We start from the raw sequence: 20,925 nt of genomic DNA, 5'->3' as shown, positions 1-20,925 counted from the left end.
ATTCTAGTCAATCATATTCTGATTATCCTAGCCATGACAGGAGGTATTCAATAAAATGTCCAAGATGAATGACTTCATTCAACAGGAGACCATAACGGGAATCGTTCCCATGACCAACAAGGATCGCCAATACTCTTTTTGGGATCTCTTCCTATCGACAAGTGGTTTTGCCATCGCAACTTGGTGTTATACCCAAGGAGCCTATGTGGCTCAATATTTGACCTTTAATCAAATGTTGATAAATATTTTTAGCTTTAACATTATCTGGGTTTTTATCGAATGTCTCCCAATCTTGTTTGCAGTTAAATATGGAATTGATTTATGGATTTGGTTGAGAGCCGTTCTAGGTAGAAAAGGGGTGGCCGTTCTATCAACCGTGATTAGTCTGGCAAATTTTGGTTGGTACGCCGTTACTGCCAATCTTTTTGCCAGCTCCATGATTCATTTGGCAAATAATTTTGGACTTGGTTTAGACAAGGGAGTATGGGCACCGATTCTAGGCACCCTCTGCGTTCTCCTTGGAACGCTGATTGCTCTTGGGGGCCCAGAGGTGATTAAAGGTACTAATCGCTTTCTGGTGGTTGCCTTGTTATTTGTTGGACTAATCATCGTTGGAATCTGTTTTGTTGCGGTTCCGATTAGGGATATTATGAATGTCCAACCTGCCATCCAAGAAAATTTGACACCGATTGAACGTTTTATGATGTCAGGGGAAGGAAATGTGGCCGTAGCCTTTTCTTGGTCTACACAAGCATTTGTCTTACCACGTTTGGCAAAATCAGAACGTAGTGGCTATTGGGCTACAGCCTTGTCATACGGGGTTGTTGCGCCATTCTTTGCTGCGACAGGTGGAGTGATGGCTTTGGCTATGTTTGTCAAAACAGGTGTCTATGAAAGTGACCCTACGACGATGCTTTCAACTCTAAGCACCCCAGCCTTTGCGCTTTTAAGTTTACTATTAGTAGCCTTTGCCAATATTGGAACCCAAGGTACAGGATCATACGTGAACTGTATGATTGTAAAAAGCGGGATGCCCAAAGTAAGTTATAAACTAATGGTTTGGATTGCTATGGTTTATGTGAGCCTACTTACCATCTGGGGAGGAGTGGATGAATACTTCGGTTCCTTCATCTCGCTGGCTGCCTATATTCAAGGCCCCATTATCGGAATGATTGTTGTTGACTATTTTATCTTAAGAAAACGAAAACTCGATTTGCGTTCAGCCTATTTCCTTGAAGGACATGACGCCTATGAGTTTACAAATGGCTTTAATCTGGTAGGATTATCTTGTGTAATCATTTCTTTGTTAGTTGCAGTACTATTTGTTTACAACCCTATAACAAAGCATATCCAGAGTCCTATGTTCCTGCTCACAACTGGTAGTGGCTTTACTGCGATCTTTGGTGGTCTATTGTACTGGCTAGCTAGCTTAACTTCTTTAAAACGCTATATGATTAAGGATAGAGATTCCGTTACGATTTAAGTTTAAGAGAGAAGGCTGTTTCTCTCTTTTTTGTGATTGAATGTTACAAAATCTTGAAAAAGAGATGAAAGCGTTTGATAGTTTTTGTAAGAAAGTGTATAATTATAGTAGCAATAAAGAAGGAGAAGTCTCATGGCAGTTAAAGATTTTATGACCCGCAAGGTAGTTTATATCAGTCCAGATACGACTGTAGCACATGCAGCAGATTTGATGCGCGAGCAAGGCTTGCACCGTTTGCCTGTTATCGAAAATGATCAATTGGTTGGTCTTGTAACAGAAGGAACCATTGCTGAGGCCAGTCCGTCTAAAGCAACCAGTCTTTCTATCTATGAGATGAATTATCTTCTGAATAAAACCAAAGTCAAAGACGTCATGATTCGGGATGTCATAACAGTCTCAGGTTATGCTAGTCTAGAAGATGCGACCTATCTCATGTTAAAGAATAAGATCGGTATTCTTCCAGTTGTGGACAATCAACAGGTTTATGGTGTGATTACAGATCGTGATGTTTTTCAAGCTTTTCTAGAAATCGCTGGCTACGGCGAGGAAGGAATTCGTGTTCGGTTTATTACGGAAAATGAAGTCGGGGTTTTGGGCAAGATTGTGACCTTGATTGTAGAAGAAAATCTGAATATTTCACACACAGTCAATATTCCTCGCAAGGATGGTAAGGTCGTGATTGAAGTTCAAATTGATGGGACGATTGATTTAACCTTCCTGAAGGAGAAATTTGAAGCGCAAGGTATCCAAGTAGAGGAGATTGCTCGAACCTCTGCTAAAAAGTTATAAATATAGGGGGTGAAAGCCCTCTTTTTTGTATACAATTTGAAATAACAAGCAAAATATGGAAAGAAATGAGAGAATGTGGTATAATGAAATGATGTGAATAAAGGAGTATTTATGGACATTTCAGAAATTCGTCAAAAAATTGACGCAAATCGTGAAAAATTAGCTTCTTTCAGGGGGTCTCTTTGACCTCGAAGGGTTAGAGGAAGAGATTGCCATCTTGGAGAACAAGATGACAGAACCTGATTTTTGGAACGATAATATCGCGGCCCAAAGAACGTCGCAAGAATTAAATGAATTAAAAAATACCTACAACACCTTCCGTAAAATGGAAGAGTTGCAGGATGAAGTTGAAATTTTATTGGACTTTTTAGCAGAAGACGAGTCAGTCCATGATGAACTGGTCGAACAGTTGACGGAACTGGATAAGATGATGACCAGCTACGAGATGACGCTTCTCTTGTCAGAACCTTATGACCACAATAATGCGATTTTGGAAATCCATCCAGGTTCTGGAGGTACAGAAGCTCAGGACTGGGGTGATATGTTGCTCCGTATGTATACTCGCTATGGAAATGCCAAAGGCTTTAAAGTAGAGGTCTTGGATTACCAAGCTGGTGATGAAGCGGGCATCAAGTCTGTGACCTTGTCTTTTGAAGGCCCAAATGCCTATGGCCTTCTCAAGTCAGAAATGGGTGTTCACCGTTTGGTACGTATTTCACCATTTGACTCTGCCAAACGCCGCCATACTTCATTTACATCCGTGGAGGTTATGCCTGAGTTGGATGATACCATCGAAGTGGAGATTCGTGAAGATGATATCAAAATGGATACCTTCCGTTCAGGTGGTGCTGGTGGACAAAACGTCAATAAGGTTTCAACAGGTGTGCGTTTGACACACATTCCTACGGGGACAGTCGTTCAATCGACAGTCGATCGTACCCAGTATGGAAATAGAGATCGTGCTATGAAGATGTTGCAGGCTAAGCTCTATCAAATGGAGCAAGAAAAGAAAGCAGCAGAAGTCGATTCCCTCAAAGGTGAGAAAAAAGAAATCACTTGGGGAAGTCAGATCCGTTCTTATGTCTTCACACCTTATACCATGGTGAAAGATCACCGTACGAGCTTTGAAGTTGCCCAAGTAGATAAGGTTATGGATGGAGATTTAGATGGTTTCATCGATGCCTATCTCAAATGGAGAATCAGCTAAGAATAGAAAGGAACTCACATGTCAATCATTGAAATGCGAGATGTTGTCAAAAAATACGATAACGGAACGACTGCTCTTCGTGGAGTCTCTCTTAGTATTGAACCAGGAGAATTTGCCTATATCGTTGGGCCTTCTGGAGCAGGGAAGTCAACCTTTATTCGAGCTTTATATCGAGAAGTAAAGATTGAAAAAGGGAGCCTAACAGTTGCAGGCTTTAATTTGGTTAAAATCAAGAAGAAAGATATCCCTCTGCTCCGTCGCAGTGTTGGGGTAGTCTTCCAAGATTACAAACTCTTGCCTAAGAAAACTGTTTATGAAAATATTGCTTACGCAATGGAAGTTATCGGAGAGAATCGCCGTAACATCAAAAAACGTGTTATGGAAGTGTTGGACCTAGTAGGTTTAAAACACAAGGTTCGTTCTTTCCCGAATGAACTCTCAGGTGGAGAACAGCAACGGATTGCGATTGCCCGTGCGATTGTCAACAATCCTAAGGTATTGATTGCTGATGAACCAACAGGAAACTTGGACCCAGATAATTCTTGGGAAATTATGAATCTGTTGGAACGCATCAATCTCCAAGGTACAACTGTTTTGATGGCGACCCACAACAGCCAAATCGTAAATACCTTGCGCCACCGTGTCATTGCCATTGAAAACGGCCGTGTCGTTCGTGACGAAGCTAAAGGAGAATATGGATACGATGATTAGTAGATTTTTTCGCCATTTATTTGAATCATTAAAAAGTTTAAAACGAAATGGCTGGATGACAGTAGCAGCAGTGAGTTCGGTTATGATTACCTTGACTCTGGTTGCCCTGTTTGCATCTGTAATTTTTAATACAGCGAAACTGGCTACCGATATTGAAAACAACGTTCGTGTCATGGTTTACATTCGTAAGGATGTAGCAGATAATAGTGAAACGATTGAAAAAGAAGGTCAGATAGTTACCAATAATGACTATCACAAGGTTTATGATGCCTTAAAAGCCATGCAAGGTGTTAAAAATGTCACTTTTTCAAGCAAGGAAGAGCAGTATCAAAAATTGACTGAAACGATGGGAGACGATTGGAAGGTCTTTGAAGGAGACGCTAACCCTCTCTATGATGCCTACATCGTTGATACAAATACACCAAGTGATGTTCCTAAAGTAGCAGAAGAGGCCAAGAAAATTGAAGGGGTATCTGAGGTTCAAGACGGTGGTGCCAACACTCAACGACTTTTCGAACTGGCTTCCTTTATCCGTGTTTGGGGATTGGTTATTGCAGGGCTTTTGATTTTCATTGCGGTTTTCTTGATTTCTAATACTATCCGTATTACCATTATTTCTCGGAGCCGTGAAATTCAAATTATGCGTCTAGTAGGAGCTAAAAATGGCTACATTAGAGGACCATTCTTACTTGAAGGTGCCTTTATCGGTTTATTTGGTGCAGCGATTCCTTCAGTCCTTGTATTCTTTGTTTATAATATGGTTTATCAATCTGTCAATAAATCTTTGGTGGGGCAAAACTTGTCAATGATTACACCAGATGTGTTTATCCCTTTGATGACAGTCCTATTGTTTGTGATTGGTATTTTCATTGGGGCAATCGGATCAGGCATTTCTATGCGTCGATTCTTGAAGATCTAGTTGGATATAAATGCAACTTGCAGACCAAATCAGAAATAATACAATTTTAAAAGAGAAGTTTTCTTGAGCTTCTCTTTTTTCTTTTAGCGCTTGTATAAAAATGCCAAATTTTAAATTCAAGTTAGCCAGCAAGAAGTCTTCTCTAGGAGACTTGTAGTCCAAGCATTTTTTAGAATAGTTGTTGATCCAATTTTCGATGAAGGCGACTTCTTTAGGAGTCGTTTTCTTAGTTCCTGTAGGTAACCATCTACGAATGAGCCTATTGTGATTCTTATTGACTCCCCTTTCCCAAGAGGCATAGGGGTGTGCATAGTAGATATGCTCCTTAGAAAATACATCAGATAAGCGGTTGAATTCCGTTCCATTATCTGCCGTGATGGAAAGAATTTGATGCTGTTTTAAGATGAGTTTTAGAGCCTGATTGACGGACTCAGCGCTTTTATTTGGAATGAATCGAATAATTTGGTGTCTGCTCCTTCGATCCGTCAAGACAAGCAAGCAGTGGTTTTTCGCTCTTGTAAGTAAAACCGTATCAATCTCATAGTGATCATTCTCCAATCGAAGATTGATAGCCTTAGGGCGCTGTTCGATAGACTTCCCAGCAGGTTTAAAGTTAGGGCTAGCTTGTTTCTTGACATTTTTTCCTTTTCTAGGATAGAGGAGCTTTTCCAAGTAGAGAGGCGATTTCTCTATTTGATTTCCCTTCTAATTTCCATCGTTCGATTAAGCGACGGCTATGGATTGTCAAGTGTTTGCCTTTTGTAGTATAATGGTTTTGCATCTCTGGGCCTTTCTTGTGTTTGTGGTGAACAACAAGTATAACACAGAGATGTTTTCTTATTCCTATAACTAGATTTCATTTGACAACAGGTTCCCTTGAAGATGTTTGGTCAGCTAAACCAAGGCTAGACTTAGCCTTGGCTAGCGAGCCTAATATCTTCAAGCCTATTATCAAATGAAATCAGGAGCTAGCTATAAGCTAGTTAAACCATTACATTTTTAGGAAAGTTGGGTGGCTAACTTCATTATAGAACTTTCAGAATGGCTCCTTTTTCTAACTTCGTTTTATAAATTATCGAATAGAATGCAAAAATGAGTAAAAAGTGGTATAATGATAAGGTTATATAGTCCCGATAAGATGGTAGAAATTTCTATCAGTACTTTGTAACTCGCAAAGAATGACGGCTTCAAAGTCACTCGTCATTCTACGGTTGCCGCTATAATGCGGTCACCCTATGCGCCTTACTAGCTTCAGAAATAAAAAAGTATCGTTTTATTTCTTTCGCGTCGTAACTCGCAAAGAATGATGGCTCCAAAGTCACTCGTCATTCTACGGTTGCCGCTATAATGCGGTCACCCTATGCGCCTTACTAGCTTCAGAAATAAAAAAGTATCGTTTTATTTCTTTCACGTCGTAACTCGCAAAGAATGACGGCTCCAAAGTCACTCGTCCTTCTACGGTTGCCGCTATAATGCGGTCACCTTATGCGCCTTACTAGCTTCAGAAATAAAAAAGTATTGTTTTTATTTCTTTCGCGTCGTAACTCGCAAAGAATGACGGCTCCAAAGTCGCTCGTCCTTCTACGGTTGCCGCTATAATGCGGTCACCCTATGCGCCTTACTAGCTTCAGAAATAAAAAAACATCGTTTTTATTTCTTTCGCGTCGTAACTCTTAGACTATAGAAATTTCCTATCAGTACTTTGTAACTCTATAACACTATTTTTAAGGGGGGACATTTTTATGTCAGAACGTAAATTATTCACGTCTGAATCTGTATCTGAGGGGCATCCGGATAAGATTGCAGACCAAATTTCAGATGCGATTTTGGATGCTATTTTAGCAAAGGATCCAGATGCGCACGTTGCAGCTGAGACAGCTGTCTACACAGGTTCCGTCCATGTTTTTGGTGAAATTTCTACACATGCTTATGTAGATATTAACCGTGTGGTTCGTGATACCATTGCAGAGATTGGTTATACCAATACAGAGTATGGTTTTTCTGCGGAGACGGTGGGAGTTCATCCGTCGCTTGTTGAGCAGTCACCAGATATCGCCCAAGGTGTTAACGAAGCCTTGGAAGTCCGTGGAAATGCAGATCAAGATCCGCTTGATTTGATTGGAGCTGGAGACCAAGGTCTTATGTTTGGATTTGCGGTGGATGAGACAGAGGAACTCATGCCATTGCCAATCTCACTCAGCCACAAGTTGGTTCGTCGCTTGGCAGAGCTTCGCAAGTCGGGTGAAATCAGCTATCTTCGCCCAGATGCCAAATCACAAGTTACAGTTGAGTATGATGAAAATGATCGTCCAGTACGTGTGGACACAGTCGTTATTTCAACTCAGCACGATCCAGAAGTCAGCAATGAACAAATTCACAATGATGTGATTAACAAGGTTATAAAAGAGGTTATTCCAGCCTCTTACTTGGATGAGCAAACAAAATTCTTCATCAATCCAACTGGTCGCTTTGTAATCGGTGGACCTCAAGGAGACTCAGGTTTGACTGGTCGTAAGATTATCGTGGATACTTATGGTGGCTATTCTCGTCATGGTGGTGGTGCCTTCTCTGGTAAGGATGCGACTAAGGTGGACCGTTCAGCCTCTTATGCGGCTCGCTACATTGCCAAGAATATCGTGGCAGCAGGTCTTGCTAAGAAGGCAGAAGTGCAATTGGCCTACGCTATCGGTGTTGCCCAGCCTGTTTCTGTTCGTATCGATACTTTTGGTACAGGAACAGCAGCTGAAAGCAAGCTTGAAAAAGCAGCGCGTCAAATCTTTGACCTTCGCCCAGCAGGAATTATCCAAATGCTAGACCTCAAACGTCCAATTTACCGTCAAACAGCGGCTTATGGACACATGGGACGTACAGATATTGACCTTCCGTGGGAACGTTTGGATAAGGTAGATGCTTTGAAAGAAGCTGTGAAATAAAATTAAAAGATTGGTAGGAACTACCAATCTTTTTTGCAAAAGAAAACCAGCTCTAGGCTGGCTTTCTTATTTTGTAGGAATAGAAATTTCAATCAATTTATCTGAATAAAGCGTCTTGATATTAGCTTCATCGATTTTTTGTTTATCAATCTTGCGTTTCATGAAGAAATCTTGAATGGTTTCGATTTCTGGTTCACGAATAGCGCGGTGTTTGTTGGAAATGAGGATTTCATAGTGAAGCGGAGCTTGTGTGAAAATCACATCTGTGTTTCCAGCAGAATAGACCTCAACAAGGGTTGCGTCAGTACTTTCTAATTGGCTTTTAACAAGTTGCGAGTGTGAATTAGTCGTGTTGATAAGCTTCATAATAGTTCCTCCGATTTTCTAACTCTATTATAGCACTTTTTGGATAAAATCGTGTATTTTAGTCAATTTCATACTGGATTTTCCAAGCTTCAATTCCCCATTTATGGCTACCACGTTTGAGTTTTTCAATTGCTTCATCAATAGGAAACCAAGCAATATGATTAAAATCTTCCAATGGTTTTTGTACTTCTTGGAAAGAAGTAGCTTCATAGAGATAAGCTGGGTTGTAGTAGTAGGTATCACGGTGGCGAGAGTAGAAATACTCATCAGCTTGTCCGTAATAGGTCCCGATTTCAGCTGTAAAGCCAAGTTCTTCGATTAGTTCTCTCTTCAGTGCTCCTTGATGATCTTCGCCCGCTTCAATCTCTCCACCTGGCAAGAACCAAGCACCATTGGGAGCTTGAACTAAGACAATTTGTTTTTTTTCTTCATCAGGAATAACTGCGTACACACTGTAGCGGGGCTGGTAGGTCACATTCTCTTTTTTTTCACCAAAAGTTGGGTTTACCATTGCATTTTCCTCATTCTCTAGTATCTTTATTATTATCATAATGGACGAGGGGCGAGCTGTCAAGAATTTACAGTTATTTTAGTAAAAAAGGTGCAGAAAATGATAGACTTCCTGCACCTATTAGATCGTTTTATTCTTCTTTTTCAGAAGCAATCTCTTCTGTTTTTTCAGTTTTTTTGGCAGATTTAATTTGAATCTTGCCATTGCTTGTCATAACTGCCTTGAGGTCTTTTTCACTTGGGTTTTCAAGGTAGTAGTCTGTGATAGCATCCTCGATATGGTCTTGAATGGTACGACGGAGTGGCCGTGCCCCCATTTTTGGATTATATCCCAAGTCAACCAACTTTTCCTTGACCTTGTCTGTCACATCGAGGTGGATATTGTTGCTAGAGAGGCGTTTGTTGACATCCGCTAGCATGAGTTCGACGATTTGGAGGAGGTTGTCCTTGCTGAGAGGTTTAAATTCGATGATGCCGTCAAAACGGTTCATAAACTCTGGGCTAAAGAAGTTACCGAGTTCACCGAGAACAGAGTTGGTTCGACCTTCACGAGCAGCTCCAAAACCAACACTGGCTTCGGCCCTACCAGTACCCGCATTTGAGGTCATGATGATGATGGCATCCTTAAAGCTAACTGTACGTCCTTGCCCATCAGTCAAACGACCATCGTCCAAGACCTGAAGGAACATGTGCATCACATCTGGATGGGCTTTTTCGACTTCATCGAGAAGGATGAGAGAGTAGGGATTGCGACGAACTTTTTCTGTTAATTGACCCGCTTCATCGTAGCCTACATAACCTGGAGGGGCACCGACTAATTTAGCAACGCTGTGTTTTTCCATGTATTCGCTCATGTCAAAGCGAATCATGCTGTCAGCAGAACCAAAGAGTTCGATAGCTAGTTGTTTGGACAGTTCTGTCTTACCGACACCAGTTGGTCCGACAAAGAGGAAGCTTCCGATTGGGCGGTTAGGAGTTCCAAGTCCAACACGATTTCGACGGATGGCTTTTGCAATCTTATCGACAGCCTCATCTTGTCCGATAACATGGGCCTTGAGGTCTTCTGCTAGATGGATCAATTGAGACTGTTCTTTTTCTTTTAGCTCCCCAACAGGGATATTGGTTTTCTGCTCGATGATATGTTCAATCGTTTTCTCGCTGATGATTGGAGTATCCTGATCGGTCACCTTGTTCTTTTGCATTTCCTTGTACTTGGCAATCTGATCACGGAAGTAGGCAGCTTTTTCAAAGTCTTCCTCTCGTGTAGCTTGAGCCTTGAGATTCTCAGCTTCAATTAAACGTTGGTCAATTACTTTAGGATCAACAAAGTTCAGCGTCAAATTCATCTTTGAACCGGCTTCGTCTAAAAGGTCAATAGCCTTGTCAGGTAAGAAACGGTCTTGGATGTAGCGGTTGGAAAGATTTGCAGCAGCTTCAATAGCAGCGTCTGTGTACTTGACGTGATGGTAGTCTTCGTATTTCTTTTGAATCCCTTTGAGGATGGTAATGGTTTCTTCGACAGTTGGTTCATCTACCTTGACAGGCTGCATACGGCGCTCTAGAGCAGCATCTTTTTCAATGATACGGTATTCATTGAGAGTAGTGGCACCGACCAGTTGCAATTCACCACGGGCAAGGGCAGGTTTGAGGATATTTCCTGCATCCATATTGCCATCGCCAGCAGATCCTGCACCGACAATTTCATGGATTTCATCGATAAAGAGAATGATGTCCTCGCGTTTGCGGATTTCTTCCATGAGCTTTTGCATACGCTCTTCAAATTGGCCACGGATACCAGTTCCTTGGACTAGACTGACCACATCCAAACGGATAACTTGCTTGCCTTGGAGTTTATGGGGAACATCGCCATCGACAATCTTCTGAGCTAAACCTTCGACAACGGCTGTTTTACCAACACCTGGTTCTCCGATAAGGACAGGGTTGTTCTTGGTTCTTCGGTTGAGGATTTCGATAACGCGGATAATCTCCTCATCTCGACCGATAACAGGGTCAATATCTCCCCGACGAGCAATCTCAGTTACGTTGATACCATATTCCTCTAGGAGTCCTCTTTCTTGGCTAGGAGGTGTTTGAAGTGGGCCGCGGTTTTGAGGTCCATAACCACCGTTTCCTCCATATCCCCCACCAGATTGAGTTGGAGGGATGTTATTAGAAGAAGGTTTGAAATTGTTCAAGTCATTGAAAAAGTCGCCGAATGGATCAAAGTCATGATTATTTAAGTCAGTCATTCCTTTAAAGAGGGTATTATTTGGATCTGTTTTGATAATTTTATAGCAATTTTGACAGAGATCAATTTGCTTTTGCTGTCCATTGATATTGGTATACAGATGAATTGTTGAGTCGTTAATTTTACAGTTTTGACAGAGCATACATCTACCTCATTTCATTCTTATCCTTGGCCTGATGAAAGGTCAAAAATAGTCAAAGTTTTATACTCTCATTATAGCATGATTAAGGTGTAAAGCAAGTAAAAAGATTGAGAAGTGATCGGTTTTTAAAAGAAGAATTTATGGAGAATCAAGCGACATTGAAGGCAAGAAAAAATCCCATTTGCGGGGACAAAAAGGATTCTCGTTCATCAGTCAGGTTTTCCCTACTGCTTTTTTATTAGTAAAGGAGTTCGTAGATCTCCATTGCAATCAAGTCAATACTATCAAAGGTATAGGTTTCACGTGCTTCAACATCGCGAAGGGTGAAGAGTGATCCATTTTCTTCGTCATAGCTGTAAGTAACTTCTGCAACAACAACTCCTTCACGTTCAAAATTACGTTTTAGATTTCCGCCATCTTTTGTCATAGCTTCTAGGCGGTTGATGATTCTAACCAAATGTGATTCCATTATGATTCTCCTCCATTTCTTATCGTTACTATTTTACCATAAACCACGGGGACTTGACTAGAAAAAACTAAGATTTCTCGCTATTTCTCTTTTGCATAAAATTATTGGTGAAAATCAGTGAAAAAATATTGAATTTTAATTCAAATCATGTTATAATAATACAATCTAATATTTAGAAAGCTGAGTTTATATGAATTTTTCCTTTTTACCAAAGTATTTACCTTATTTTAATTATGGTGCTCTTATTACTGTAGTGATTTCAATTCTGGTAGTCTTTTTCGGTACCATTCTAGGTGTCTTATTGGCCTTTGCTCAACGCTCACGTTTTAAGCCTCTTGTCTGGTTTGCGAATATCTATGTATGGATTTTCCGAGGAACACCGATGATGGTGCAAATTATGATTGCATTTGCCCTCATGCATATCGATGCGCCCACTATTCAAGTAGGGATTTTAGGTGTGGACCTTTCCCGTTTAATTCCAGGTATTCTGATTATCTCGATGAATAGTGGTGCCTATGTGTCTGAAACCGTTCGTGCAGGGATCAATGCAGTTCCTAAAGGACAATTGGAGGCGGCTTATTCCTTGGGTATTCGTCCCAAAAATGCTATGCGTTATGTTATTTTGCCACAGGCAATCAAAAATATTCTTCCAGCTCTGGGAAATGAATTTATCACCATTATCAAGGATAGTTCTCTCTTGTCTGCGATTGGGGTGATGGAGTTGTGGAATGGTGCAACGACAGTAGCAACAACAACTTATTTACCGTTGACTCCTCTTCTATTTGCAGCCTTTTACTACTTAATTATGACCTCTGTTTTGACAGTGGCGTTGAAAGCATTTGAAAAACATATTGGACAAGGAGACAAAAAATAATGACAGAAACCTTGATTAAAATTGAAGAACTACATAAGTCTTTTGGGAAAAATGAAGTTTTAAAAGGCATCAATCTTGAGATTAAACGTGGAGAAGTTGTGGTCATTATCGGTCCGTCAGGGAGCGGGAAATCAACTCTCCTTCGTTCGATGAATCTCCTTGAAGAAGCAAGTAAGGGAAAGGTTATCTTTGAAGGTGTCGATATTACGGATAAGAAAAATGACCTTTTTGCTATGCGTGAAAAGATGGGCATGGTATTCCAACAATTCAACCTTTTTCCAAATATGACGGTCATGGAAAACATCACCCTGTCTCCAATCAAAACCAAAGGGGAAAGCAAGGAAGTAGCGGAGAAAAGAGCCCAAGAACTACTAGAAAAAGTTGGCTTGCCAGATAAGGCGACGGCCTATCCTCAGAGTTTGTCAGGTGGTCAGCAACAACGGATTGCCATAGCACGTGGACTTGCTATGGAACCAGATGTTTTGCTCTTTGATGAGCCTACTTCAGCCCTAGACCCTGAGATGGTTGGAGAAGTTCTAGCTGTTATGCAAGACCTTGCCAAGTCAGGGATGACTATGGTGATTGTGACTCATGAAATGGGTTTTGCGCGTGAGGTAGCAGACCGTGTTATCTTTATGGCGGATGGGGTTGTTGTCGAAGATGGAACGCCTGAGGAGATTTTCGATCAAACAAAAGAACAACGGACCAAGGAATTTTTGAGTAAGGTTTTGTAAGATCTCATTTTTAGAAGAAATGGAGTAGGCATCATGGCTTCCAGTAAAGAATATTTAGATTTTATTCTCGAACAGCTATCAGAGCTAGAGGAGATGAGTTATCGTCCAATGATGGGAGAGTATATCCTTTATTATCGTGGGAAGATTATTGGGGGAATCTATGATAATCGTCTGTTACTGAAGCCTGTGAAGGTGGTCATGGATCAACTGGGACAGACTAGGCTTGAACGTCCTTATGAAGGAGCTAAGGAGATGATTTTGATAGAAGGCATTGAAGATAAGTCATTTCTAACGAGATTAATCAAGGAGATGTATGAAGTCTTACCGGCTCCAAAAGTCAAAAAGAAAGCATGACAAGTTTACCTAGTATAAATAAGCATAAAAGCTCGATAAGGGCTTTTTCTTATAGTTTTTGACTATAAGGTCTATTAGTCAAGAAGTGTTAGAATGGCAAGGTATTTTTTGATATAATAGAGGATATTTGACAGAAAAGAGAAGTGATATGACACAGATTATTGATGGGAAGGCTCTTGCGGCTAAGTTACAAGGACAGTTGGCTGAAAAGACGGCCAAACTAAAAGAAGAAACAGCTCTAGTTCCAGGATTGGTAGTGATTTTGGTGGGAAACAATCCAGCCAGCCAAGTCTACGTTCGCAACAAGGAACGGTCAGCTCTCGCTGCTGGCTTCCGTAGTGAAGTAGTGCGAGTTCCAGAGACCATTACCCAAGCGGAATTGTTAGACTTGATTGCCAAATACAATCAAGATCCAGCTTGGCATGGGATTTTGGTTCAATTACCTTTGCCAAAACATATTGACGAAGAGGCAGTTTTATTAGCCATTGACCCCGAAAAAGATGTGGATGGTTTCCATCCCCTAAACATGGGTCGCCTCTGGTCTGGTCATCCAGTTATGATTCCTTCGACACCTGCAGGAATTATGGAAATGTTTCATGAATATGGGATTGATCTAGAAGGTAAAAATGCGGTTGTTATCGGTCGCTCAAATATCGTTGGGAAACCAATGGCTCAGCTTCTTTTGGCTAAGAATGCGACTGTGACTTTGACTCACTCACGCACCCATCATCTTGCCAAGGTGGCTGCTAAAGCAGATATTCTTGTTGTTGCTATTGGTCGTGCTAAGTTTGTGACTGCTGACTTTGTCAAACCAGGAGCGGTTGTCATTGACGTTGGGATGAACCGAGATGAAAATGGTAAGCTTTGTGGAGATGTTGACTATGATGCCGTTGCACCACTTGCCAGTCACATCACACCTGTACCTGGTGGAGTTGGTCCTATGACCATTACTATGCTGATGGAGCAAACCTATCAGGCAGCTCTTCGTACACTGAACAAGGACTAGGAAAATGAAATTCGTATTTGACCTGGATGGAACGCTATCTTTTGACTACATGACCATAGATGAGGAGATTCAGCAGGTTCTTTTAAAGGCTGAAGATTATGGACATGAGCTTGTATTTGCATCAGCTCGCTCTTATCGGGATTGCTTGGGTTTATTAGGCCCTGAACTCAGTCAGCGCTTGGTTATAGGTTTGAATGGTGGTGTAGCCTATCATTTGGGAAAGACTATCTTTGAAAGGAATCTCGATGCTAGAGTTTATCAGGCGCTAGTGGATTATTGCCAGACCTATAATCTCCCTTTCTTTGCAGATGATTGCTTTGACTATAGTGGTCAGATTGTGGAGAAGATACCATTTATCTCCAGTGTGGATCCACTAAAAGTGGCTCGTCATCAGAAACTCGAGGACTTGGGTACTCCGATTAAGGTTGTCGTTTATATGGGAGATTATGAGGATTTGCTTGATGACCTGCTTGGTCAGTTAGAAAGACTGGGGCAGGCTCATCTGTCCTATAATGCGCATGAAAGGTGCCTTTATGTCAACCCCTTGGATACTCATAAGGCGACAACTGTTGAAAAGTTATGTGGGGAGAACTTCATCGCCTTTGGAAATGACCAAAACGATATTGAACTGTTTAAAACGTCTCTCTATTCAGTCCAGATAGGCGATTTCACAGGCCTTACTCCATATGCAGATGGCACGTTAGAGATAAAAGGAGAACCTTCTCCAGCAGTGGCAGCTAAAATATTACAGACCTTTGCGGAATTTAAGGGAAAATAGATAAAAGGAGGTTCGCCCCTCCTTTTATAGTATAATGGAGTGAGAGGAAAATAACGATGAAAGTGATTGATCAAACTTTATTAGAAAAAGTCATTATTGAACGTTCTCGTCACAGCCATAAGGGAGATTACGGTCGTCTGCTCTTGCTGGGAGGGACCTATCCTTATAGGGGAGCTATCATCATGTCAGCCATTGCTGCTGTTAAAAGTGGGGCAGGGTTGGTGACTGTTGGTACGGATAAGGAGAACCTTTCGGCTCTGCACAGTCATTTACCTGAGGCCATGGCATTTTCTCTTCAAGACCAGCAATTGTTAAAAGAGCAGTTGGAAAAGGCAGAAGTTGTCTTGTTAGGTCCGGGTTTGCGAGAGGATGCATTTGGAGAAGAACTCGTAAAACGGGTCTTTGACAGCCTTAGAAAAGACCAGATTTTGATTGCAGATGGCGGTGCTTTGGGTATCTTAGCAAATGGCCAGTTACCATTTCCTTCCAGTCAGCTCATCCTAACTCCCCACCAAAAGGAATGGGAAAGACTGTCTGGTATAGTTCTTGACCATCAAAATACAGAGGCGACTGCCAGAGCTCTTTCTGCTTTTCCTCAAGGAACGATTCTTGTCGAGAAAGGTCCAGCGACTCGTATCTGGCAAGCTGGTCAGTCTGAATATTATCAGTTACAGGTTGGAGGACCCTATCAAGCAACTGGTGGGATGGGAGATACTCTGGCTGGGATGATTGCAGGTTTTGCAGGTCAGTTTGACCAAGTCAGTCTCTATGAGAGAGTGGTGGTAGCGGCTCACCTTCATTCAGCTATCGCGCAAGAACTAGCTCAAGAACACTACCTTGTCTTGCCTACCGAAATTAGTAAAGCTCTTCCGAAAACAATGAAAAAAATATCTCAAAAAGGCAGCTAATACCTTAGTTGTCTTTTTTTGTTGATGTAGCTTTGTTAATAAGGTTTTCAAATACCTCAGAACCAGGAATCAACTGCTGAATTTGCGTGAAATTCTCACTTTTAAGGTCTGGGTTTTTACTCAAACTCGCAATTAAAGGGAGATTGTTATCAAAGTTGAGGGGTGTCAAATCATGCTTTTTTTGATATAATTTTTAATGATGAATGCGAGAAATGATCGGTATGTGGTCGTTGATTTAGAGGCGACCAGCACCGGAAGCAAGGCAAAAATTATTCAAGTAGGCATTGTGGTGATTGAGAATGGTGAAATCATCGATCAGTATGCGACCGATGTCAATCCCCACGAATCCTTGGATTCTCATATCAAAGAATTAACGGGTCTGACCGATCAGCGTTTGGCTGCGGCACCAGAATTTTCTCAGGTGGCTGGAAAAATTTTTGAATTGGTTAAGGACGGTATTTTTGTTGCGCACAATGTACAGTTTGATGCCAACCTTCTTGCGGAATTTCTCTTTTTTGAAGGATATGAATTGCGCACACCGCGGGTGGATACAGTTGAGCTTGCCCAAGTTCTGTATCCTCAGTTTGAAAAGTATAACTTAGGTATCCTTTGTCAAGAGTTGGGCATTGAGCTGGAACATGCCCATACTGCCCTGTCAGATGCTCAGGCAACAGCAGAACTCTTGCTTTACATGCGTCAAAAACTTTTTGAGCTACCTAAAGGGCTCTTAGAAAGCTTGTTAGACCTTGCGGAGAACCTTCTCTATGAAAGTTATCTGGTGATTGAGGAGGTCTATCAGCAACAATCTCTCTTGTCTTTACCGGACTTGATGGAGCTTCATGGACTTTTCCTCAGAAAGGAAAGCAAAGGCTTAGTCCCACGAAAGTTATCCAAAGATTTTGCTAAAAATATTTCTTTATTGGGGCTGGAGGAGCGTCCGCAACAGTTGGAATTTGCGGAGAAGGTTGAGCACTTATTGGAAGAACACCAGACTTCCTTCATCCAAGCTCAAACAGGACTGGGCAAGACTTATGGTTATCTCCTCCCAGCTTTGAACTTGGAGAGTCAAGCAGGTGTCCTAGTGAGTGTTCCGACCAAAATTCTTCAAAATCAAATCATGCAAGAAGAAGGTCAGCGCTTAAAAGAGGTCTTCCATCTGGAAATTCATAGTCTCAAGGGGCCTCAAAATTATTTAAAACTGGATGCCTTTCACCGAGTTCTCCATCGACCGGAGTCCAATCGCCTTTTCACACGCTTTAAAATGCAACTGCTCATCTGGCTGACGGAGACAGAGACTGGTGACTTGGACGAAATCGGGCAGCTTTATCGCTACCAGCACTTTCTGCCAGAACTAGTCCACGATGGCAAGCTTTCAAAGAAAAGTTTATTTGCTACAGAGGATTTTTGGAAACGAGGGCAGGACAAGGCCAAGACCAGTCGCGTTCTCTTGACTAATCATGCCTATCTGGTCACTCGTTTGGAAGACAATCCAGAGTTTGTCAACAACCGTTTAGTGATCTTGGATGAAGCTCAAAAAATGCTGCTAGCTCTTGAAAATCTAGCCCAGCAGGCTTATCGTCTTGAGGATCTTGTAACTCAAATTGAAAAGTCCTTGGAGACAGAGGAAGATCTGATTCAGAAACGCTTGCTTGAGAGTATAGGTTTTGAATGTCGTTACTTGATGGAGCAGTATCAGTCAGGTCTTAAGAATGGAAAGTGGTTGGATTCTCTCGAACAGTTGCGCCAACATTTTTCAGAGTTAGCTCTCCCGGAGTACAGAGAAATTGCAAACTTTTTTACGTCGGATCGTGAATTTTGGCTTGCTCCAGCAGAGAAATCTAGTAAGGATGTCCTGATTTGTTCAAGCAAAGAAGGTCGCTTTATACTAGCAGATTTATTGCCAGAAGATTGTCGACTCCTAGGAGTATCTGCCACTCTTGAAATCAGCAATCGGGTTTCATTAGCTGATTTACTGGGATTTCCAGATGCTCCACTTGTTAGGCTTGATGTAGCAAAGCAGGAGCAACAAGAAGTCTTTCTAATCGATGACTTTCCTCTCGTTACAGAAGTTTCGCCTTTTGACTATGCTAGTGAAGTGGCTTCTGTCATTCGACGTTTACAAGCCTTTCAAGAACCCTTATTGGTTTTGTTTACCTCAAAAGAGATGTTGCTGGCAGTTTCGGACCTGCTCGACCAACCTCATCTAGCTCAGTATAAAAATGGGGAACCAAGCCAACTGAAAAAACGTTTTGAAAAAGGTGAACGCCAGATCTTGCTTGGAACAGGTAGTTTCTGGGAAGGAGTTGATTTTTCAACCCATCCATTTGTACTCCAAGTGATTCCGAGATTGCCTTTCCAAAATCCCCAAGAACCTTTAACCAAAAAATTAAACCAAGAACTACGTCGAGAAGGAAAAAATCCTTTTTATGATTATCAGTTGCCGATGGCTATTATTCGGTTGAAACAAGCCCTTGGTCGTACTGTTAGACGGCCTGACCAAGGTTCGGTTGCTGTAATCTTAGACAGTCGTGTCGTTAGCAAGCGCTATGGCAAACAAATCGCCCAAACCTTGTCAAAAGAAAGAACGGTTCGGGTCCTTGCTAGAAGTCAGCTAGAATCTGCAGTAGCAGATTTTCTACAATCCCATCGCAATAGAATGAAAGAAAAATCCAAGAAAGAGAAAAGGTAAAAAATATGAAACGTTCCTTCGACTCTCGAGTCGATTATAGTCTCCTTCTACCAGTGTTTTGTTTACTGGTGATAGGAGTAATGGCCATTTATATAGCAGTTAGCCATGACTATCCCAATAATGTACTTCCAATTCTAGGTCAGCAAATCGCCTGGATTGCTTTGGGGCTTGTCATTGGGTTTGTCGTCATGTTCTTCAATACCGAGTTTTTATGGAAGGTGACTCCCTATCTTTATGGCTTAGGTTTGGCTTTGATGGTTCTCCCCCTTGTTTTTTACAATCCGAGTTTAGTAGCTTCTACGGGTGCTAAAAACTGGGTGTCAATTGGGGGAACGACACTCTTTCAACCATCTGAGTTCATGAAGATTTCCTATATCTTGATGTTGGCTCGAGTCATTGTACAATTCACTCAAAAACACAAGGAATGGCGACGGACTATTCCGTTGGATTTCCTATTGATTGGTTGGATGATTGCCTTTACCATCCCAGTCTTGCTCCTCTTAGCCTTACAAAGTGACTTAGGGACTGCCTTGGTCTTCGTAGCTATTTTTGCAGGAATGGTGCTCCTTTCAGGTGTTTCATGGAAGATTATCGTTCCAGTTTTTGCGACAGGAGTGACTGCAGTTGCAGGCTTCATGGCCATCTTTATAAGCAAGGATGGACGTGCTTTCTTGCACCAGATTGGAATGCCGACCTACCAGATTAACCGTATTTTGGCTTGGCTCAATCCCTTTGACTTCGCACAAACAACAACTTACCAACAGGCGCAGGGGCAAATTGCTATTGGAAGTGGTGGCTTATTTGGACAAGGTTTCAATGTGTCCAATCTCCTCATTCCAGTACGTGAGAGTGATATGATTTTCACAGTGATTGCTGAAGATTTTGGCTTCATTGGTTCAGTCTTTGTCATTGCTTTGTACTTACTTCTTATCTATCGTATGTTGAAGATTACGCTCAGATCAAATAATCAGTTCTATACCTATATTTCGACTGGTTTTATCATGATGCTACTCTTCCATATCTTTGAAAATATCGGTGCCGTAACAGGCCTACTTCCTTTGACAGGGATTCCTCTGCCATTCATTTCTCAAGGGGGGTCAGCAATTATTAGTAACCTCATCGGAGTCGGTCTCCTCTTGTCTATGAGTTACCAGACTAATCTAGCAGAGGAGAAAAGTGGAAAAGTTCCTTTCAAACGAAAGAAAGTCGTCTTAAAACAAATCAAATAAGGAGGCCACTATGGCAAAAGTAGCAGTTATCTTAGCAAATGGCTTTGAAGAAATCGAAGCCTTGACAGTAGTTGATGTCTTGCGTCGAGCAAACATTTACTGTGATATGGTTGGGTTTGAGGAGCAAGTGACAGGATCACATGGCATTCAGGTGAAAGCCGATCGTGTCTTTGATGGTGATTTATCCGACTATGACTTGCTCGTTCTTCCAGGTGGCATGCCTGGATCAGCAAATCTACGGGATAATCAAGCCCTCATTTCTGAGATCCAAGCCTTTAATCAAGAAGGAAAGAAGATTTCGGCTATCTGCGCAGCCCCAATCGCCCTCCATCAAGCAGGTGTCCTGAAAGACAAGCACTTCACCTGTTATGACGGTGTTCAAGAGCAAATTACTGACGGGATTTACCAAAAGCAAACAGTGGTTGTGGATGGCAATCTAACAACTAGCCGAGGGCCGTCAACCGCCCTAGCCTTTGCCTATGAATTGGTGGAGCAGTTGGGCCGAGATGCCGAAAGTTTACGAATCGGCATGCTCTATCGGGATGTCTTTGAAAATCAACAATAAAACGAGAGGCA

Annotated in this window: 19 protein-coding genes and 1 pseudogene; 15 read left to right on the top strand and 5 right to left on the bottom strand. The window is 41.7% G+C overall.

The window, feature by feature from the left end; all coding sequences use genetic code 11:
• Positions 1-55 precede the first annotated feature (55 nt).
• From GOM47_RS06910 to ftsX, 5 genes are all read left to right on the top strand, one after another.
• Positions 56-1,483 carry a cytosine permease gene (locus GOM47_RS06910; protein ID WP_235080307.1) on the top strand — a complete coding sequence of 476 codons (1,428 nt, stop codon included), beginning with the start codon at positions 56-58 and terminating at the stop codon, positions 1,481-1,483.
• Positions 1,484-1,615: 132 nt separating this feature from the next.
• A complete protein-coding gene (locus GOM47_RS06905; protein ID WP_000268641.1) occupies positions 1,616-2,272 on the top strand; it encodes a CBS domain-containing protein in 657 nt (218 codons plus the stop codon).
• 111 nt (positions 2,273-2,383) lie between these two features.
• Positions 2,384-3,479 (top strand): peptide chain release factor 2 gene (gene prfB / locus GOM47_RS06900; protein ID WP_235080306.1). Its coding sequence is split into 2 segments (ribosomal slippage): positions 2,384-2,455 and positions 2,457-3,479, totalling 1,095 coding nucleotides; the frame shifts between segments, so codons are not numbered across the junction.
• 18 nt (positions 3,480-3,497) lie between these two features.
• Positions 3,498-4,190, top strand: a complete 693-nt coding sequence (gene ftsE, locus GOM47_RS06895) for a cell division ATP-binding protein FtsE (RefSeq protein ID WP_000022257.1) — start codon at positions 3,498-3,500, stop codon at positions 4,188-4,190.
• On the top strand, positions 4,183-5,109 hold the full coding sequence (gene ftsX, locus GOM47_RS06890; protein ID WP_235080305.1) for a permease-like cell division protein FtsX: 927 nt from the start codon (positions 4,183-4,185) through the stop codon (positions 5,107-5,109). The genes ftsE and ftsX overlap by 8 nt, the downstream gene beginning before the upstream one ends.
• Before the next feature lie 120 nt (positions 5,110-5,229).
• Here the strand turns inward: ftsX and GOM47_RS06885 are convergent.
• Positions 5,230-5,890 (bottom strand): annotated as a pseudogene (locus tag GOM47_RS06885) (IS30 family transposase); the annotation flags it as partial.
• Positions 5,891-6,851: 961 nt separating this feature from the next.
• Between GOM47_RS06885 and metK the strand changes: the two are divergent.
• Positions 6,852-8,042, top strand: a complete 1,191-nt coding sequence (gene metK, locus GOM47_RS06880; protein WP_235080304.1) for a methionine adenosyltransferase — start codon at positions 6,852-6,854, stop codon at positions 8,040-8,042.
• Positions 8,043-8,108: 66 nt separating this feature from the next.
• Here the strand turns inward: metK and GOM47_RS06875 are convergent, their stop codons facing one another.
• The 4 genes from GOM47_RS06875 to GOM47_RS06860 form a co-directional block, all read right to left on the bottom strand.
• A complete protein-coding gene (locus tag GOM47_RS06875; RefSeq protein WP_173258722.1) occupies positions 8,109-8,408 on the bottom strand; it encodes a DUF1827 family protein in 300 nt (99 codons plus the stop codon).
• A 58-nt stretch (positions 8,409-8,466) separates the two neighbouring features.
• Positions 8,467-8,919, bottom strand: coding sequence for an NUDIX hydrolase (locus GOM47_RS06870; RefSeq protein ID WP_235080303.1), 453 nt, complete (start codon positions 8,917-8,919; stop codon positions 8,467-8,469).
• 130 nt (positions 8,920-9,049) lie between these two features.
• Positions 9,050-11,308 carry an ATP-dependent Clp protease ATP-binding subunit gene (locus tag GOM47_RS06865; protein ID WP_235080302.1) on the bottom strand — a complete coding sequence of 753 codons (2,259 nt, stop codon included), beginning with the start codon at positions 11,306-11,308 and terminating at the stop codon, positions 9,050-9,052.
• A 238-nt stretch (positions 11,309-11,546) separates the two neighbouring features.
• Positions 11,547-11,777, bottom strand: a complete 231-nt coding sequence (locus tag GOM47_RS06860; protein WP_235080301.1) for a DUF1797 family protein — start codon at positions 11,775-11,777, stop codon at positions 11,547-11,549.
• A 190-nt stretch (positions 11,778-11,967) separates the two neighbouring features.
• On the opposite strand from GOM47_RS06860, the gene GOM47_RS06855 reads away from it, so the two are divergent.
• The 9 genes from GOM47_RS06855 to GOM47_RS06815 all read left to right on the top strand — a co-directional run bounded on the left by GOM47_RS06855 (position 11,968) and on the right by GOM47_RS06815 (position 20,914).
• A complete protein-coding gene (locus GOM47_RS06855) occupies positions 11,968-12,651 on the top strand; it encodes an amino acid ABC transporter permease (protein WP_235080300.1) in 684 nt (227 codons plus the stop codon).
• A complete protein-coding gene (locus tag GOM47_RS06850; protein ID WP_000140925.1) occupies positions 12,651-13,385 on the top strand; it encodes an amino acid ABC transporter ATP-binding protein in 735 nt (244 codons plus the stop codon). Before GOM47_RS06855 ends, GOM47_RS06850 begins: the two co-directional genes overlap by 1 nt.
• A 33-nt stretch (positions 13,386-13,418) precedes the next feature.
• Complete coding sequence (locus tag GOM47_RS06845; RefSeq protein WP_235080299.1) at positions 13,419-13,739, top strand: TfoX/Sxy family protein; 321 nt, start codon at positions 13,419-13,421, stop codon at positions 13,737-13,739.
• Positions 13,740-13,887: 148 nt separating this feature from the next.
• Positions 13,888-14,745 carry a bifunctional methylenetetrahydrofolate dehydrogenase/methenyltetrahydrofolate cyclohydrolase gene (locus GOM47_RS06840; RefSeq protein WP_235080298.1) on the top strand — a complete coding sequence of 286 codons (858 nt, stop codon included), beginning with the start codon at positions 13,888-13,890 and terminating at the stop codon, positions 14,743-14,745.
• A 4-nt stretch (positions 14,746-14,749) separates the two neighbouring features.
• Positions 14,750-15,523: an HAD hydrolase family protein gene (locus GOM47_RS06835; protein WP_235080297.1), complete on the top strand. Its 774-nt coding sequence runs from the start codon at positions 14,750-14,752 to the stop codon at positions 15,521-15,523.
• Between the two features lie 56 nt (positions 15,524-15,579).
• Positions 15,580-16,431, top strand: coding sequence for an NAD(P)H-hydrate dehydratase (locus GOM47_RS06830; RefSeq protein WP_235080296.1), 852 nt, complete (start codon positions 15,580-15,582; stop codon positions 16,429-16,431).
• A gap of 199 nt (positions 16,432-16,630) precedes the next feature.
• On the top strand, positions 16,631-19,120 hold the full coding sequence (locus GOM47_RS06825; protein ID WP_414930296.1) for a bifunctional DnaQ family exonuclease/ATP-dependent helicase: 2,490 nt from the start codon (positions 16,631-16,633) through the stop codon (positions 19,118-19,120).
• Between the two features lie 5 nt (positions 19,121-19,125).
• Positions 19,126-20,349, top strand: a complete 1,224-nt coding sequence (locus tag GOM47_RS06820) for an FtsW/RodA/SpoVE family cell cycle protein (protein ID WP_235080294.1) — start codon at positions 19,126-19,128, stop codon at positions 20,347-20,349.
• A gap of 10 nt (positions 20,350-20,359) precedes the next feature.
• The gene (locus tag GOM47_RS06815; RefSeq protein WP_235080293.1) at positions 20,360-20,914 is read left to right on the top strand and encodes a DJ-1 family glyoxalase III; all 555 of its coding nucleotides are present in this window, start codon (positions 20,360-20,362) and stop codon (positions 20,912-20,914) included.
• Positions 20,915-20,925: the final 11 nt, after the last annotated feature.

It is taken from the genome of Streptococcus oralis (assembly GCF_021497945.1).
Taxonomy (GTDB): Bacteria; Bacillota; Bacilli; order Lactobacillales; family Streptococcaceae; genus Streptococcus; species Streptococcus oralis_BR.
This window is presented reverse-complemented; position numbering and strand designations above follow the sequence as displayed.